Source organism: Lapillicoccus sp., assembly GCF_036559105.1.
Taxonomy (GTDB): domain Bacteria; phylum Actinomycetota; class Actinomycetes; order Actinomycetales; family Dermatophilaceae; genus Lapillicoccus.
This window is the reverse complement of the sequence record NZ_DATBTV010000142.1, coordinates 1-16,537: the sequence shown is the minus strand read 5'-3', so window position 1 is coordinate 16,537 and position 16,537 is coordinate 1. Positions and strand designations below refer to the sequence as shown.

The following is a 16,537-nucleotide window of genomic DNA, read 5'->3' as shown; positions in this document are numbered from 1 at the left end:
GGTCCTCAGTACGGGGGAGGTTCCTCGAACGTCGTCACCCCAGCGGCGGCCGCTGCCGCGTCGAGCTCGGTGTCGGTGACCGGCGCGCCGAGTGGGTCGTCGTAGTTGTGCCGCCGGGTGAGATAGCTCCGCGCCGAGCAGGTCCGCCAGAGCGTGACGCCGTCGCTGTCGGTGGTCGCGGTCCAGGTACCACGGGTCTTGTGGTTGTGGTGGCGACGGTCCCTGGCCGACAGGTTGGCGATGGTCGTCGGCCCCGCCGGCCACGGCCGGTTGTGGTCGACGTCGCATCGGTGCGCCGCGGTCGTGCAGCCGGGTGCCGTGCACACCCCGTCAAGCGCCGCGACGGCGCTCGCCATCGTCGGCGTCGGCCGATAACGGTGCGTCGTCAGGTCCAGGGCCGCGCCGGTGACCGGGTCGCTGACCAGCCGTCGCCACACCGTGCCGCGCGCTGTAGCCAGCTGCCGGGCGTGCTCGCCGGACACGTACCCATAGCCGGGGATCTCACCGACGCCGCGCTCCTCGCCCATCAGCGTTCCCAGCGAGACGACCACCGTCACGCGCGCGGGCGGGGCCTGTCCGACGAAGGCCGCTGCTGCGGACCCGGCGGCACCCGCGGACCCGGCGGCACCCGCGGAGGTGACGGCACCCGCGGAGGTGACGGATGCCGAGAACGCCGAGGTCACCGATGACGCCCCACAGCAGCCCTCGAGGTCACGCGGGTCGGCCCAGCCGTAGAGCAGCAGGTCCAGCGCGACGTCGCTGCGCAGCTGGGTCAACGTTCTCGTGTCGCCATCGCCGCGCAGACGCCGGGCCACGTCCTCGACGCGCTCCATCGCCGCCACAACCCGGCCGGCCTCCCCCGTCACCGTCAGGCAACCGGTGCCGTCCGGGTCTAACGACGCGTGCGCGCTACGCGCGGCCACGGCATCCGCTCGCACCGAGGCAGGGTCGGGCGTGTGCACCGCGATCTGACGACGCAGCTCGCGCCGGAAGGAACTATCGGTGCGAACGCTGCCATCGCGGTTCGGCGCCAGCAGCCGCTCGCAGATCGCGTGAACCTCCTCCACCCCGAGCCCCCGAGTGTCGCGATGGATCCGGGTCGCCCGATCGAGGGACACTCGACCCTCCGACAGCGCCGCGGGCAGCAGCCGACCTCGACCGTCAGCGTCCACGGCCAGGTCGAGCCGTCGTTCGACCTGCCACTGCGGCAGCCCGGTCGCCAGCACCACCTCGTCGACCGTGGCGTTGTCAGACTCCGCTCGCAGCACGCTCGGCGGCATGTCCCGACCGATACGACCCGCCAGGTCGTCGGTCATGCGTACCTGCTCGCCGACGGCTTCCCGCAGCCGGCGCAACGCCCCGAGCCCCTGGAGGTCGGCCCACGCCTTGACCCGTTCCACGGCCTCGAGGACTCGCAGCTCCTCTTCCACCCACTGCTGTGACTCGTCGTCCGCGACGGGCCGGTCGTGCAGGACTGCCGATCGGACGGCCCAACCCGCCTCCGACACCTCGTGCGGTCGCGTCAGCAGCTCGAGGGCGGCAGCCACCGGAGGCGCCATCCCGACACGGTCGACCGTTCCCGCCGTCATGTCGCACCCCTGAATCTCACGCTGTCGAACGTGTGTTCGATTCTACACCCAACGGGCATCGCGCACAAGGCCACATTCTTGCCGAGTTTCGTTGCTGCGCAACGAAACTCATCCACAAGGAGCCGTCACCTCACCACAGGCGTCCCGCCAGCACCAAGTCCCACAACGCGGCGAACGCCACCACGCTCAGCACGACGCGTACCAGATTCCACCGGGTCCACCGACCCTCGTCGAACTCCGCCCGCGCCGCCGCCACGTCGATCGCGTCCACGTCCCCGGCCACCTTGAGCCGGTCGTTGGCCGGCACGTTGATCCCTACCGTGATCCCCACCGTGACGAGGTCGAGCACCAGCGACACCACCACCCACAACAGCACTGCGCGCGCCGCGTCGCCGAGTGCATCAGCGCCGCCACCGCCGTCAGCACCGGCGCTCCCAGGAAGGCGCTCACCATGAACCATGGGTTGAGGATCGCTCGGTCCAACGCCTGGAACCCCGCCACGAACGTTCGGTCGCCGGCCCGCCCCAGACCCGGCATGACGGTATGCGCGTAGAAGACGTAGACGCCGGCGACGAGGCCGCTGGTCAGGGTCGCGAGAATGAGGACGATCGTCGGCACGTCGACAGTGTGGCGGCCCCCACCGTCACCGCGACGACGCCGGCTCCGGGAACGGGATCGGACACTCCAGCGACTCCGCGCACTCGTCCAGGTCGCGGCACCCTGCCGTCAACGCGGCCGCCAGAGAAGCTTCGGCCGCCCGGAGGTCCTCGAGCCGGGACCGCACCTCGGCGAGCTATCCCTCGATCCGAGTGTGCAGGTGGGCGTCACCGGTCCCTCGGAGGTGGGAACCGTGCCGGTGGACGCCGACGTCCATCGGCCACCACCGAGGCCCGCCCCGGAGCCGGAGCGAGCAGCAGGTGTACACCGCCGTCCACGGGCCGGACCGATCGCACCGCTGTCGCGAACAGCGCGTCCCACTCCGCCAACCGGGCTGATCGGCCGGCTCCAGGGAGCACGCCGACGGCGCATCAGTCCTTGTCGATATCCACGAAACCGACGGTAAACCCGTACCTCGGTACCGGATTCAAGCCCTACGGGTGCAGGGCGTCGAACTCCGCCGACGAGACCACGTCCTCGTCGGCGTCGAGCCGCAGGTGCGCCAGCACCGACTGGAGGACCCGCAGCGAGCTGGCCGCGCGGTCCCCCCACGTCGACAGGTACGAGAACTGCCACCACCACAGCGCCTCGATGGGCCGACCGTCGTCGTAGTGCTTGAGGCCGTGGTCCAGCGCCACGACGATCTCCATCACGTCGTTCGAGAGCGAGCCGCGGGTGAGCTCGACGCGGGTCACCGGGTCGACGACGTCGGCGTACTCGTCGAGGCCGTCCAGCAGGTTGAGCAGGTTGGTCCGCAGCGGGTCGACGTCGGGGTCAGGACCAGGGTCGGACTCGAACCGCTCGACCGGCACGACGTCCTGGATGGCCCCGAGGCGGGACCCAGTCAGGAGCAGCTGGGCCGTGGCCAGGAGCAGCAACGGGATCGCCGTGTCGGCCACCTGTCCGGAGGCCACCTCGGTGACCGTGGTGATGTAGTTCCGGGCGTCGGCGGCGGACTCGGCCGCGATGGCCCGCAGCTCCTCGCGCTCGGTCGCGTCCCCGGCGGTCACGTCGGGCGTCTCGTCACTCATGCATCGGCCGCCGTCCCTCGAATGCCCTGCCCAGGGTCACCTCGTCAGCGTATTCAAGATCGCCGCCGACCGGCAGCCCGGAGGCCAGGCGGGTGATATTCAGGCCGGTGCCGCGCAGGGACCGGGAGATGTAGGTCGCCGTGGCCTCACCCTGGATGTTGGGGTCGGTGGCGATGATGAGCTCGGTGACGGTGTCGTCGGCCAGGCGCAGCAGGAGCTCGCGGATCGACAGGTCCTCCGGCCCGACCCCGTCCATCGGGGAGATCGCCCCGCCGAGGACGTGGTAGGTCCCCCGGAACTCGCGGGTCCGCTCGACCGCCACGACGTCCTTGGGCTCCTCGACGACGCAGATCTTGGTCTGGTCGCGTCGAGGGTCGGAGCAGATCCGGCAGAGCTCCCCCTGAGCGACGTTGCCGCAGCGGGTACAGAAGCGGATCGTCGCCTTGACCTCGGTGAGGACGGTCGTCAGCCGGGCGACCTCCTCCGGGTCGGCGCGCAGCAGATGGAACGCGATCCGCTGGGCCGACTTCGGGCCGATCCCCGGAAGTCGCCCCAGCTCGTCGATGAGGTCCTGGACCACGCCCTCGTACACGGCCGTCAGCCTAGGTCACCCCACGAAGCGCTGCGCTCCGCTCCGCTGCTTCGCGGGACCCGACCCGGCGCAGGTGTCAGGTCCCGGGAGGCCGCTCACTCCACCGGCTGGAGGTTCTCCGACCACCGTTCCTCGATTCGGCCCACCCGCCAGACGAGCAGGGCCACGACCCACGTCACGACGAAGAGCCCGACGATCCAGTAACCCACGTACTCGAGGTCGACCGAGGCGATCGTGGCGGCCGGTCCCGAGGTGATGTCGAGCTTCTCGGTGAGGATCGACAGCAGCTCGATGACGCCGATGACGAGCGCCACGGCGACGGACAGCGCCGTGACGGTGATGTTGTAGTAGATCTTCCGGACCGGCTTGGCGAACGCCCACCCGTAGGCGAAGTTCATGAACGACCCGTCGATCGAGTCCAGCAGCGACATCCCGGCCGCGAACAGCACGGGCAGGGTGAGGATCGCCCACCAGGGCAGACCGGACGCGGCGGCGCCGCCGGCGACGACGAGCAGCCCGACCTCGGTCACCGTGTCGAACCCGAGCCCGAACAGCAGGCCCACGGGGTACATGTGCCACGGCTTGGTGACGGTCCTGGTGACGCGGCCGAGGATCCGGTTCATGAAGCCCCGCTTGTCGAGCTGCTCCTCGAGCTCGGCCTCGACGAAGTGACCGCTGCGCATCTTGCGGAAGACCTTGAGGATGCCGACCAGCGCCACCAGGTTGATGAGCCCGATCGCGACCAGGAACACCCCGGACACCAGGGTTCCCCACACGCCGGTGATCTGCTGCAGCGTGGAGTGGTCGTCCTCGATGGCGCCGGCCAGCGCGCGGATCCCCAGGGCCAGCAGGGCCACCATGATGAACACCACCGAGCTGTGGCCGAGACTGAACCAGAACCCCACACTCAGCGGCCGCTGGCCCTCGGTCATCAGCTTGCGGGTCGTGTTGTCGATGGCCGCGATGTGGTCGGCGTCGAAGGCGTGCCGCAGGCCGAGGGTGTAGGCGGTGACGCCGAGACCGATGTTGAAGAGCTGCCCGCTCACCTGGTACTCCTGCGGCGCCACGAGCGCGATCAACGTCCCCCAGCCGACGAGGTGCAGCACCAGGATGACCGTCGCCATCCCGATGACGGATCGGCGCTCGGGACGGGTGAGCTCGAGGCGACGACGCTTGGCCCTGGTCGGTGGGGTCGGGGTCGTGGTCGTCACGCCGTCACCCTAAGGACGGGGCGTCGCTTATTGCAAGTGGTTCGCGATAAGCCTGACCGAACAGACAGGGTGGGTCAGGTGCCGAGCTGAGGACCCGGCTCGGTGGGGATCTCGTTGTAGCCGTCGGCCCGTTCCTGGCCGGACAGCGTGGCGATGGCGTCCATGATCTCGTCGGTCACCCCACGCCGCGCACGGCCTTGGGGCACCCCCGCATACCGCTCGGTGAACTCCATTGGGGTGCCGAAAGTGACGCTCACCTTGGCCAGCCGCGGGAACCGGGAGTCGACCGGCTGGATGTCCTGCGTGCCGGACAGGGCGACCGGGACGACGGGCACCTTCGCGGTCAGCGCGAGGAACCCCACCCCGGTCCGGCCGCGATAGAGCCGACCGTCCCGAGACCGGGTGCCCTCCGGATAGATCCCGAACGCCTCTCCCTCGCCGAGCACGGTCAGCGCGGCATCGAGCGACTCCTGCGCGGCCCGCGACGAGTGTCGGTCGACCGGGATCGCGCCCAACCCCTCGAACACCTCGCGGGTGACGAACCCGCGGACACCGGTCCCCGTGAAGTAGTCGTCCTTCGCCAGGTAGTGAACCTGCCGTGGCGCGGCGAGCGGGATCGCGAAGGAGTCGATGAACGACAGATGGTTGCTCGCGAGGATGACGCCACCGGTCTTGGGGACGTTCTCGGTGCCCACGATCGTCGGCCGGTAGAGCACGCGGCTGAGGGGCTTCAGGACGACGTGTCCCAGCCGGTAGAGCATGCGCCGACCCTAGTCGCCGCCCGCGGCGGGGATGGAGACGTCCCATCGGCCGGTATGCACGTGCGCACCCCGGGCCTAGGGTGGAGAGGAGCGTCGGGGAGGAGGTATGCGTGCGCCGAGCACCGGTCTCGACCGACCTCGTGACGCGGCTCTCGACGACCACGCCCGGACAGCCGAGCAGCCAGCAGGAGGTGCTGCTGGAGCTGCGCCGGGTGATCCTCGCGGGCAACGCCTCCCCCGGGACGCCGATCCCGCTGGACGAGGTCGCGAAGTTCTTCGACTGCAGCCTCATCCCCGTCCGCGAGTCCCTCAAGACGCTGATCGGTGAAGGCCTGGTCGACCACGAGCCGCGCGGTGGTTACCGCGTGGCGCAGCTGACCGCGGACGAGCTGCGCGAGTTCTACGTGATCCGGCAGGCGCTCGAGTCCGCCGCTCTCCGGGCCTCGGTCCGCAACGCCACCGTCGGGGACAACGCGACGGCGGCCGAGATCCATGCCGACCTGGGCGCGGCCATCGCGGCCGGCGACTACGGCGCATACCACCGCGAGAGCCGGCGGTTCCACATCGCGCTCGTTGAACCATCGGGGATGCAACGACTGCTTCACATGTTCGAAATGGCCTGGAACATCACGGAACCCGCGCGTCCGATGGCGCGGGTGACTGACGACGAACGTAGCCGGATGCACGACGACCACGCCTACATGCTCGAGGCCTTCGTGGCCCGCGACGCCGACCAGCTGGTGCGGCGCTCCGCGGAGCACTACCAGCGGTTGGAGCGCGCCGTCGACACCCTCTGAGGCGACGGACCCATCCCCTCGACGCAGGCGTCCGCAACCGGTATATCCCAGATATATCCGCACGGAAACCTGCCGGAAACCGTTGCGGGGCTATCTTTCCGGTTCATCTCGACCGTCAGCACCCGCCCGAGAGGAACCCCATGACCGACACCATCGACACACCGGCTCCGCCCAGCGCTGAGCATCCCGCCGGTGTCGGAGTCATCAAGCCCGGCTACCACCCGCGCCTGACCAACGACGACCTCGCGCCCCTGCGCGACCAGAACTGGACCTGGTACAACATCTTCGCGTTCTGGATGTCCGACGTGCACAGCGTCGGCGGGTACGTCACTGCCGGCTCGCTGTTCGCCCTCGGCCTGACCAGCTGGCAGGTCTTCATCTGCCTCATCGTCGGCATCTCGATCGTGCTCTTCTTCTGCAACCTCGTCGCGAAGCCGTCGCAGCGCACGGGGGTACCGTTCCCCGTCATCTGTCGCTCGGTGTTCGGCGTGCTCGGCGCCAACATCCCCGCGATCATCCGTGGCCTCATCGCGGTCGCCTGGTACGGCATCCAGACCTACCTCGCTTCGGCCGCGCTCGACATCCTGCTGGTCCGCGTCTGGCCGGCGCTCGAGCCGTACAGCGACGTCACCCAGCACGGGTTCCTCGGGCTGTCCACGCTCGGGTACTTCACCTTCGCGCTGCTCTGGGTGCTGCAGGCCGCCGTCTTCTGGACCGGCATGGACACCATCCGCAAGTTCATCGACTTCTGCGGCCCCGCGGTCTACGTCGTCATGGTCATCCTCTGCCTCTACCTGCTGTCCAAGGCGAACTGGAACGTCAGCCTCAACCTGTCGAGCGAGCAGCTCTCCGGGTCGGCCGTCATCACGACGATGTGTGCAGCGACCGCTCTGGTCGTCTCCTACTTCTCGGGGCCGATGCTCAACTTCGGCGACTTCTCGCGGTACGGCGAGTCGTTCAAGGCGGTCAAGCGCGGCAACTTCTGGGGTCTGCCGGTGAACTTCACGATGTTCTCCCTGCTGACCGTGCTGACCGCGGCGGCGACGCTGCCGGTCTACGGCGAGCTCATCACCGACCCGGTCAAGACGGTCGGCAAGATCGACAACACGTTCGCGATCGTGTTGGCAGCGTTGACGTTCACGACCGCGACCATCGGCATCAACATCGTCGCGAACTTCGTGTCGCCCGCGTTCGACTTCTCGCACGTCAACCCGCAGAAGATCTCGTGGCGCACCGGCGGCATGATCGCCGCGGTCGGCTCCGTCCTCATCACGCCGTGGAACCTCTACAAGAGCCCCGAGACGATCCACTACACGCTGGACACGCTCGGCGCGTTCATCGGCCCGCTCTTCGGCGTCCTCATCGCGCACTACTACCTGGTGCAGAAGCAGAAGGTGGTCATCGACGACCTGTTCAGCATGGACGAGAAGGGCGTGTACCACTACACGAAGGGGTTCAACCCGTCCGCGGTGTGGGCCACCGCCGTTGCCGCGGTCGTCGCGATCTCCTGCGTGTTCTTGCCGGGTATGAACAAGGCCACGGACTACAGCTGGTTCATCGGTTGCGGCCTCGGCCTGGCCGTCTACTACCTGCTGGCCACCCGCGCCGGCGTCGGCCGGCTCGTCGCCGACCGCGAGGGCGACGACGTGGTGGTGGGCTGACCCATGCAGATCCGGGTCATCAACCCCAACACCACGTGGTCGATGACCCGCCTCATCGGTGAGTGCGCGTCGGCGGTGGCCTCGACGGGGGTCACCGTCGAGGCGGTGTCGCCGGCGATGGGTCCGGCGTCGATCGAGAGCCACTACGACGAGGCGCTCTCAGTGCCGGGGATCCTCGCCGAGATCACCCGCGGTGAGGCCGACGGTGTCGACGGCTACGTCATCGCGTGCTTCGGCGACCCGGGCCTCGAGGCCGCGCGTGAGCTGGCCCGCGGGCCGGTCGTGGGGATCGCCGAGGCCGGTATGCGAGCGGCGACCTACCTGGGGCGGTCGTTCAGTGTCGTGACGACGCTCGGCCGGACCCGCGGGCGGGCCTGGGACCTCGCGTCGACGTACGGAGTGGAGAAGGCCTGCCGCGGCGTCCACGCGTGCGAGATCCCCGTGCTGGAGCTCGAGACGTCGCCGGACGCGCAGGACCGGATCACCCAGGCCTGCCGGGAGGCGCTGGCCCTGGACGAGTCCGACGTGATCGTCCTCGGTTGCGCCGGGATGGCCGACCTCTGCGCGCACATCTCCGACGCCATCGGCGCGCCGGTCATCGACGGCGTGGCGGCGGCGGTCGTCACCGTCGAAGGACTGGTCCGGCTCGGGCTGCGCACGAGCGGGATCAACGAGTATGCGACTCCGCCGGCCAAGGCCTACACCGGGCTGTTGGCGGAGTTCCAGCTGGGCGAGGACTCGGCCGCCCGGAACTCTTCTCTGGGAGCGAAATCGGTGCGCCAGCACCACATTCGCTCCCCAGTGAGCGATCCAGGCGATAGTGGTCGCTGACCTGCGCCGTTCGTGTGGGCAGTCGGAGACGTGCGCATCACCGACGGTGGATGCTTTCCTACCCCGTGGGTAGGCGTCCACGATGACCGGGCGGTCCGGGCGTTAGTCCTCGAGCTCGCCGAGGAACTGGCCGCCGAGTACCCGTTCGACCACGGCGCGGCCGTCCGACGACGTGGTAGCGATGTTCTCGTCGTCGTCGCTCACGGCATCGTCCGGGGAGCCGCTACCGGTGTCCGAACCTCCGCGTGCGGCTGACCCTCCGCGTGCGGCTGCTCCGCCACGCCCGGTCGCTCCGTTGCGCGGTGGGCCGTCGGCTCGTGCCGGGGACGGTGTGCCTGTCGGTGCGGGCGCCGGTCGAGGTTGGCGGGCGGGCGACCTCGTGGTGCTGGGAGCGCGGGAGTCGTCGGGAGTCGCTGTCCTCCCTGCCGAGGAACCTCGGGTGGTCGGCGTCGTGGTCGGCGGATGGGCCGGCGGCTCGGCGCTGCGCTGCTCGGCGGTCGGCACGAAGTCCGGCGGCGCGCCCGGCTGGGTCCAGGGGTCGGCCTCGGGTTCGGGCCACGGCTCGGGTTCGGGGGCGCGTGACGGTGCGGACCGTTGGTCACCCTGGGCTGACGCAGCGGCGCGGCGGTCCGCACCAGCGTCGGGCATCGGCACACCCTCGACGGGGACGTCGACGCCGATCTCGTCGATGAGGGCCTGACGCACCAGCTCGGCGTGGTTGCCCGCACGGAAGGTGTTGACCAGCCCGACCGTGGCAATGCCGAGGACGAGCCGCTTGCCGTCGTAGTCGACGATCTGGGCGTGCTGCGACAGGAACGTCCACGTCACGCGGCGCATGGTGAAGATCCGCGCGAGTACGTCCGGCCAGACCCGGCGCAGCGCCGCCGTGTCGAGACCGCCAGCCTCGCCAGCCTCGCCAGCCGACCCTGCGGACCCAGCAGGGCCTGCCGACCCAGCCGATCCTGCGGACCCAGCAGAACCGGTCGGAGCCGTCGAGCCGTCCTGCGGCCCGCGCGACCGCTGCTCACCCGCGTTCGAACCCGACTCGGCGGCCGGGCGAGCGGACGGCGAGCGACTCGGGTCCGCTTCCTGCCGGCCTCCGGCCGCGGTGTCCGGGGGCGCCGAGGCGCTGGTCTCCCGGGGGCCGCCCGCCGACGTGGGAGCCGTACTCCCCGACGACGCAGTCGCGGACGCGGCGGGCGTGGGGGACGTGGCCGCAGCCACCGCTGGGCCGGACGGCGCTCTCGCCGAACGTGACTGGGTCGGAACAGACTCGGTCGGACCGGACTCCGGTAGGCGACCGCCCGGACCCGGCTCCGGCCGCGCCGACGAGGGAACTCCGCCGAGGTCGAGGCGACGTTCGAGACGGTCGAGACGAGCCGCATACCCGGTGGGACCCGACGCCGCCGGGAGCAGGATCCGCGCACAGATCAGCTCGAGCTGCATGCGTGGCGCAGTGGCGCCGGTCATCTCGGTGAGTCCGGCGTTGACGATGTCGGCCGCACGGGTCAGCGCGCCGGGACCGAACCGGGACTGCTGGCCGCGCATCCGCTCGAGCTGGTCCTCGGGCACCCCGCGCAGCACGGACGCCGCGCCCTCCGGAACCGCCGCGACGATGATGAGGTCGCGCAGGCGTTCGAGCAGGTCCTCGACGAAGCGTCGCGGGTCGTGCCCGGACTCGATGACCTTGTCGACCTGGGTGAACACGGCGGCGCCGTCACCCGCGGCGAGCGCGTCGATGGTGGCGTCCAGCAGCTCGCCGTCGGTGAACCCGAGCAGCGCCGCCGCACCTTCGTAGGTGAGGCCCTCGTCGCCGCTCCCGGAGATGAGCTGGTCGAGGACCGACAGCGAGTCACGCACCGAGCCGCCACCGGCCCGGGTCACGAACCCCAGGACGCCGGGGGCCACGGCGACCTTCTCCAGCCGGCAGAGGTCCTCCATGTAGGACGTGAGGCGGGCCGGTGGGACCAGCCGGAACGGGTAGTGGTGGGTGCGCGACCGGATGGTCCCGATGACCTTCTCCGGCTCGGTCGTCGCGAAGACGAACTTCACGTGCTCCGGCGGCTCCTCGACGATCTTCAGCAGGGCGTTGAAGCCCTGCGAGCTCACCATGTGCGCCTCGTCGATGATGTAGACCTTGTAGCGGCTCTGCGCGGGCCCGTAGGAGGCGCGTTCGCGCAGGTCACGGGCGTCGTCGACGCCGCCGTGGGAGGCCGCGTCGATCTCGATGACGTCGACCGTGCCCGCCCCGCCCCGGGCGAGCGCCACGCACGAGTCGCACACGCCGCAGGGGTCCGGGGTCGGCCCCTGCTCGCAGTTGAGGCAGCGGGCGAGGATCCGCGCGCTGGTCGTCTTGCCGCAGCCGCGCGGGCCGCTGAAGAGGTAGGCGTGACCCACCCGACCGGTGCGCAGAGCCTGCATGAGCGGCTCGGTGACGTGCTCCTGACCGATGACGTCGCGGAACGTCTCCGGCCGGTAGCGGCGGTACAACGCGGTGGTCACCCACGAACCCTAGTCGCGCCGGAGGACACCGGGCCGGCGCCATGAACAGGGCCTTCCCGGGGTCCCGAACCCTCAGCTCGGCGACGGTCCGGCGACGTCGCACACGTGGTTCACGCATCTGAAGGTCCGGCTTGCGGAGTCGTCGCCGCCGCCGTCACCGGGGGTGAGGACCGCCGTTATCGTGACCGGCCGGCCTTCCGGTGGCGTCGACAGGCCGAGGATCCGCTGGCTGGCCGCGCCCGCGAGGAGGACCGGGACCGTGCACCGCAGCCCGGCCGGGACGACGGTGCACCCGTCACCCGTGGTGACGAACCGAGCCGGCCCGGTCACCGTCACCACCAGCGTGCGACCGGCCGTCGAGGCCTGGTTCCCGAGGTTGCGGACCTGGGTCACCACGCTGACCTGGTTGGCCGCCGCGACCGGGGCGACCCGTGGCAGGGTCACCGCGAGGCCGGGTGGAGCCGGCACCGTCGTGGTCGACGTCGTACCCGTACGCGTCGTCGTTGTAGCACTGGTCGTCGTCGAGCTCGTGGTCCCCGTCGTCGGTGTGGGCGGAGTGGGATCGGGAGGCGAGACGATGCCGCGCGCCACCCAGGCAAAGACGCCGAGCAGCAGCACCACCACGGCACCGATCAGGAGGGCTCGAGGGATACGCCGGCCGGATGGCCTATCCGTCAGGGGCATCGGGGGCGGCCCGAACTCGTCGGAGGTCGGCGAGCGCCGACCCAGCTCGTCCACGGCGACGACGCTGTATGCGGGACCGAGCTCGGACGGTCGAGCTGCCGCTGCCTGCACGTCGGTGAACTCCGGCTCCGTGGTCTCCCCGACCAGGGCACCGTCGCGGTAGACCTCGTACCGGACCGCGACGTCGCCGGCGACGGGCGCCCAGGAGAGGACGAGCCCCTGGGAGCCCGAGGCGGCCTGCAGCGCGACGGGCTGCGGGAGTGGAGCGCTCAGGGCCTCCACGCGAGCGGTCTCCTGGGCCACGTCGCGGTCCCAGGCGAAGAGCGTCCCGTCGGTAGCGCGCAGGTAGAGCACCGGCGTGGCCCACTCGTTGCGACTGGTCGTGAGGATCGCCTGCCGGGCCAGGGTCACGGCGGCGTCGACGGGCTGGCTCGAGGTCAAGGCGAGGTAGGTCGCGTTGCTGAAGGCGATCGCGGCCTTGTCGCTGATCTCGAACTGCATCGCGACCACCGCCGGAATCCCGTTCTCCACCAACGTGATCGCGGTGGTGGCGTAGGGGTCGACCTCGCTGACCCGTGCCCCGTCGCAGGAGTTGAGCAGGGCCAGCCGGACCGGCGCGTTGGAGAGGATGACACCCAGGTCGTGACCGGGGACCCAGTCGGCACGGCCGTAGCGGTCGGTGAACGCCAGGACCCCCTCGCCGGACTCCGGGTCGACGCCGCCGTGGCCGGTGAAGTGGAAGACGTGGTAGGTCTCGGCCTGGAGGGCCTCCCGAACGGCGTCGAGCGTCGCCACCGGGAGTCGGGTGACGACCAGTCGGCCGTTGTCGATGTGGGGCCTCAGCGCGGCCGTGAGGCACCGCCACTCCTGGTCCCCGTCGATCTCCCCGAGGTCGGTGGGGCTCGCGGTGACGACGAGCATCCGCATACCGCCGTCGACGGCGAGGGGCGGGACCGGCTCGGGCACGTCGACCTGGCGGACGGTCGGGTACTTCGCATACTGGCTGGGGAACCGGTGTCGCTCCGGGTCGTAGAGCACCTCCCACGGCAGGTGAGCGAGCTCCGGCACGGCAGTCAGGCGAACGCGCAGCCGGAGCCCTCGGCCCGTCTCGGACTGACCCGCGAGGCAGTCACGGAAGCCTCGCAGCACGGCCCCGCGGAAGACCGCCTCGAAGAGGCCGCTGCCGACGTCTCGGAGGTTCGGCGTGACCCGCGCGTCGTGGCGAGCCACTCCCCGGGTCTCGTTCACCAGCTGGACCAGCTTGCGGAGCCCGTCGACGTCCACGCCGGGCATCACGACCGGCTCCGGTCGCGTCGGACCGACCGGCGAGCTGGACACCCGGGCCGTCAGGCCCGCTGCGACACGCTCCAGGACGACCTCGAAGTCGTCGTATGCGAGGCGTTCCACGGCACTCCTCGGTAAGCCACTCGACAGCGGATGATACGGACTTCCGTCCGGAGAGCGCTCTCCCTCTAGCATGCGCTGATGGCGAGGAAGCCTGGTGTGGTCACCACCAAGCGGGTCGAGCCCGACCCGGTACCGGAGCCCGTCGCCCGCCGTACGCCCACCCTGGAGACCGTCGCGCGGCTGGCCGGCGTCTCGCGGGCCACTGTCTCCCGCGTCGTCAACGGCGACACCCGTGTCGCCGAACGCCTCCGGGTCGCCGTGGATGAGGCCATCCAGGTCCTGGGGTTCGTCCCGAACGCTGCCGCACGGTCCCTCGCGACCCGGCGGACGGGGTCCGTCGCGCTGGTCGTGCGCGAGCCGGCCGACTTCGGCGTGACCGACGCCTACCTGTCCCGGATGGTCGTGCCCCTCAGTCATGCATTGACCGACGTCGACCTGCAGCTGGTGGTGCTCATGGCTGCCGGCGGCGAGGCGGACGCACGCGTCGCCGCGTACGCCCGGAGCCATGTCGACGGCGTCTTCCTCATCTCCGTCCACGACAGCGACGAGCTGCCCTCGCAGCTGGCTGAGTGGGGCGTTCCGCTCGTCATCGGTGGCCGTACCTCCCAGCGGCTCCCGGGCGCGACCAGCGTCGACGTCGACAACGTCGCCGGTGGCGGACTGGCCGCCCACCGGCTGCTGGAGCGGGGACGGCACCGGCTCGGCCTCATCACCGGTCCGGTCGACACCTGCTCGAGCAACGACCGTGAGGCGGGCTTTCGACGGGAGCTCGAGGCAGCCGGGGTCCGGCTCGACCACGTCGCCCACGGCGACTGGACCGCTGCGAGCGGCGAGCGGGCCATGAACGGCCTCCTGGCCGAGGCGCCGGACCTCGACGGCGTCTTCGCGGCGAGCGACATCATGGCCCTGGGAGTCCTGCACGCCGCCGCGCAGGCCGGCCGTCGCGTCCCGGAGGACCTGGCTGTCGTCGGGTTCGACGACATCGACATGGCCGCCCACACCGCGCCCCCGCTCACGACGGTCCGGCAGCCCTCGACGCCCCAGGCGCGGCGGATGGTCGAGATCCTCGTCGACAAGATCGCCGGGAAGGTGACGCCGGCGAGCGAGGTCCTCGACGTGGAGCTCGTGGGCCGCGACTCGGCCTGAGCCGACCGCACGAGGTCTCGCCAGGCCTCACTCTCGGTGGACGCGAAGACACCCCACGTACCTGGAAGAGCCCACCTGCCCTTGCTGCATTCCTGCCCTGGGGGAGTTCAGTGAGGTACCACCACGCGGGGTGCCATCGGCCAGTCTAGACGACCGCGGAGGCCCGCTCTCACGCCTGACCGGGCACTACGGGCGCCTCGGGGACGGCGTCCTCGGCGTCACGTACGCCGTTGACCCGGGCCGGGATGCGACGTTCGGCGACCAGCGCGAGCCAGGCGACCACCACGCAGCCGACCACGAGCATGGCGATGTAGGAGACGTTCCAGCCGTGGCCGATGAGGACGCCGGCGACCACGGGACCGACCACCGAGGCCGACTGCCACGCGATGCTCATCACGGCGTTGTAGCGACCGCGCAGGTGGTCGGGCGCGAGGTCGTTGACCATCGCCGGCAGCGTCGGCTGGTAGAACGTCTCGCCGAACCCGAAGATCGCCGCGCAGAGCCCGAACAGGACGGCCGCGACGATGGTGCCGGGCACCAGGCCGGTGGCGCCGAGTGCGAGGAACGACACGGCCCAGACGCCCGACATGAGCACGAGCATCCGCGTGCGGCGGCGTCCTTCGATCCGCTGGAGCACGAACAGCTGGAGCACGACGATGACCGCCGTGTTGGCCGCGAAGGCCAGGCCGAGCGCCTGCGTCGAGATACCGCCGACCTCGCGGCCGAAGGCGGGCAGACCGGTGTTGAGCTGCCCGTAGCCCACGAACGAGGCGACGAAGACGATGAGGAGGACCAGCTGCAGCGAGCGGTCGCGAAGTAACGCGCGGTAGCCAGTGGTGCGTGGGGCACCGTCCTGGTCCGGGTCCTGCGCGGTCGGCTCGGCCGGCCGCGGGACGTGCCGCAGCGGGCCGAGGAAGATCCCCAGCGGCGCAAGGAACGTGGCCGCGTCGATGAGGTAGATGGCGACGAACGTCTCCGGCCGGGTGACGTCGACGAACAGCCCGCCGAGGATGCCGCCGATCCCGATGCCGAGGTTGAGCAGTGTGAAGTTGACGCCGAAGTAGCGCTGCCGGAGGTGGCTCGGGATGATCGTGCCGATCAGGGTCTGGATGGCGGGCCAGATGACGCCCCCGGAAAACCCGAGCAGCACGCACCCGATGGCCGCCCGGAGCTCCGTGGTCGCGGAGGCCAACGTGACGTTGGCGGCGATCTGGATGAGCAGGGACGCGATGACGACGAGCCGCGGGCCGATCCGGTCGATGAGCGCCCCCACAGGGCCCACGACGAGCAGCCCGACGAGCGCCGGAATCGACAGCAGCAGGCCCACCCGGGCGAGCTCGAAGCCGCGCACCTCGTGCAGGTAGACGACGTTGAACGGCATGACCAGCCCAGTGCCGACGAAGTCGACGATGATCGTCGAGAGCAGGTACTTGCCCTCGCGCGGCAGGTCCTGCCAGAAGGACCGGAGCGTCGGCCGGTCGCTGGCTGCGGCGGGCGTCGACATCAGACCACCCTCTCGCCCCGGTCTGACACCCTCAAGCGGATTTCAGCCGCCGCCGCGACCTCGGATAGCCTGCGCGGCGGAGGATTCGCATAGTGGCCTAGTGCGCACGCTTGGAAAGCGTGTTGAGTGAAAGCTCTCAGGGGTTCGAATCCCCTATCCTCCGC

14 protein-coding genes, 1 tRNA gene and 1 other RNA gene are annotated in these 16,537 nt (G+C 70.5%); 5 read left to right on the top strand and 11 right to left on the bottom strand.

The window, feature by feature from the left end; all coding sequences use genetic code 11:
• Positions 1-5: 5 nt before the first annotated feature.
• The 7 genes from VIG79_RS17525 to VIG79_RS17495 all read right to left on the bottom strand — a co-directional run bounded on the left by VIG79_RS17525 (position 6) and on the right by VIG79_RS17495 (position 5,841).
• Positions 6-1,589 (bottom strand): hypothetical protein, encoded by a 1,584-nt coding sequence (locus tag VIG79_RS17525; protein ID WP_331887957.1) that lies wholly within the window; start codon positions 1,587-1,589, stop codon positions 6-8.
• Between the two features lie 130 nt (positions 1,590-1,719).
• Positions 1,720-1,938, bottom strand: a complete 219-nt coding sequence (locus VIG79_RS17520; protein ID WP_331887955.1) for a DUF1772 domain-containing protein — start codon at positions 1,936-1,938, stop codon at positions 1,720-1,722.
• Complete coding sequence (locus tag VIG79_RS17515) at positions 1,905-2,207, bottom strand: hypothetical protein (RefSeq protein ID WP_331887953.1); 303 nt, start codon at positions 2,205-2,207, stop codon at positions 1,905-1,907. The genes VIG79_RS17520 and VIG79_RS17515 overlap by 34 nt, the downstream gene beginning before the upstream one ends.
• A 473-nt stretch (positions 2,208-2,680) precedes the next feature.
• The gene (locus VIG79_RS17510) at positions 2,681-3,277 is read right to left on the bottom strand and encodes a DUF5063 domain-containing protein (RefSeq protein ID WP_331887951.1); all 597 of its coding nucleotides are present in this window, start codon (positions 3,275-3,277) and stop codon (positions 2,681-2,683) included.
• Positions 3,270-3,869, bottom strand: a complete 600-nt coding sequence (gene recR, locus VIG79_RS17505) for a recombination mediator RecR (protein ID WP_331887949.1) — start codon at positions 3,867-3,869, stop codon at positions 3,270-3,272. Before recR ends, VIG79_RS17510 begins: the two co-directional genes overlap by 8 nt.
• Before the next feature lie 95 nt (positions 3,870-3,964).
• Positions 3,965-5,080 carry a HoxN/HupN/NixA family nickel/cobalt transporter gene (locus tag VIG79_RS17500; protein WP_331887947.1) on the bottom strand — a complete coding sequence of 372 codons (1,116 nt, stop codon included), beginning with the start codon at positions 5,078-5,080 and terminating at the stop codon, positions 3,965-3,967.
• A 74-nt stretch (positions 5,081-5,154) separates the two neighbouring features.
• Positions 5,155-5,841 (bottom strand): lysophospholipid acyltransferase family protein, encoded by a 687-nt coding sequence (locus VIG79_RS17495; protein ID WP_331887945.1) that lies wholly within the window; start codon positions 5,839-5,841, stop codon positions 5,155-5,157.
• A gap of 110 nt (positions 5,842-5,951) precedes the next feature.
• Between VIG79_RS17495 and VIG79_RS17490 the strand changes: the two genes are divergently transcribed.
• The 3 genes from VIG79_RS17490 (at position 5,952) to VIG79_RS17480 (ending at position 9,130) form a co-directional block, all read left to right on the top strand.
• Positions 5,952-6,638, top strand: a complete 687-nt coding sequence (locus VIG79_RS17490) for a GntR family transcriptional regulator (RefSeq protein WP_331887943.1) — start codon at positions 5,952-5,954, stop codon at positions 6,636-6,638.
• Positions 6,639-6,778: 140 nt separating this feature from the next.
• Positions 6,779-8,299, top strand: coding sequence for an NCS1 family nucleobase:cation symporter-1 (locus VIG79_RS17485; RefSeq protein ID WP_331887941.1), 1,521 nt, complete (start codon positions 6,779-6,781; stop codon positions 8,297-8,299).
• Between the two features lie 3 nt (positions 8,300-8,302).
• On the top strand, positions 8,303-9,130 hold the full coding sequence (locus VIG79_RS17480; RefSeq protein ID WP_331887939.1) for an aspartate/glutamate racemase family protein: 828 nt from the start codon (positions 8,303-8,305) through the stop codon (positions 9,128-9,130).
• 102 nt (positions 9,131-9,232) lie between these two features.
• On the opposite strand, the gene VIG79_RS17475 is transcribed toward VIG79_RS17480, so the two are convergent.
• Both VIG79_RS17475 and VIG79_RS17470 read right to left on the bottom strand, forming a co-directional pair.
• Positions 9,233-11,632, bottom strand: coding sequence for a DNA polymerase III subunit gamma and tau (locus VIG79_RS17475; RefSeq protein WP_331887937.1), 2,400 nt, complete (start codon positions 11,630-11,632; stop codon positions 9,233-9,235).
• Between the two features lie 72 nt (positions 11,633-11,704).
• The gene (locus VIG79_RS17470; RefSeq protein WP_331887935.1) at positions 11,705-13,723 is read right to left on the bottom strand and encodes a CHAT domain-containing protein; all 2,019 of its coding nucleotides are present in this window, start codon (positions 13,721-13,723) and stop codon (positions 11,705-11,707) included.
• 78 nt (positions 13,724-13,801) lie between these two features.
• Here VIG79_RS17470 and VIG79_RS17465 point away from each other — a divergent pair, with 78 nt between their 5' ends.
• Positions 13,802-14,869, top strand: coding sequence for a LacI family DNA-binding transcriptional regulator (locus tag VIG79_RS17465; RefSeq protein ID WP_331887933.1), 1,068 nt, complete (start codon positions 13,802-13,804; stop codon positions 14,867-14,869).
• A gap of 41 nt (positions 14,870-14,910) precedes the next feature.
• Here VIG79_RS17465 and ffs read toward each other — a convergent pair.
• An RNA gene (gene ffs / locus VIG79_RS17460) (signal recognition particle sRNA small type) lies at positions 14,911-15,007 on the bottom strand.
• Positions 15,008-15,038: 31 nt separating this feature from the next.
• Positions 15,039-16,373, bottom strand: a complete 1,335-nt coding sequence (locus VIG79_RS17455; RefSeq protein WP_331887931.1) for an MFS transporter — start codon at positions 16,371-16,373, stop codon at positions 15,039-15,041.
• 78 nt (positions 16,374-16,451) lie between these two features.
• On the opposite strand from VIG79_RS17455, the gene VIG79_RS17450 reads away from it, so the two are divergent.
• Positions 16,452-16,536: transfer RNA gene (locus VIG79_RS17450), tRNA-Ser, on the top strand.
• The last annotated feature ends 1 nt before the right edge of the window (position 16,537 follow it).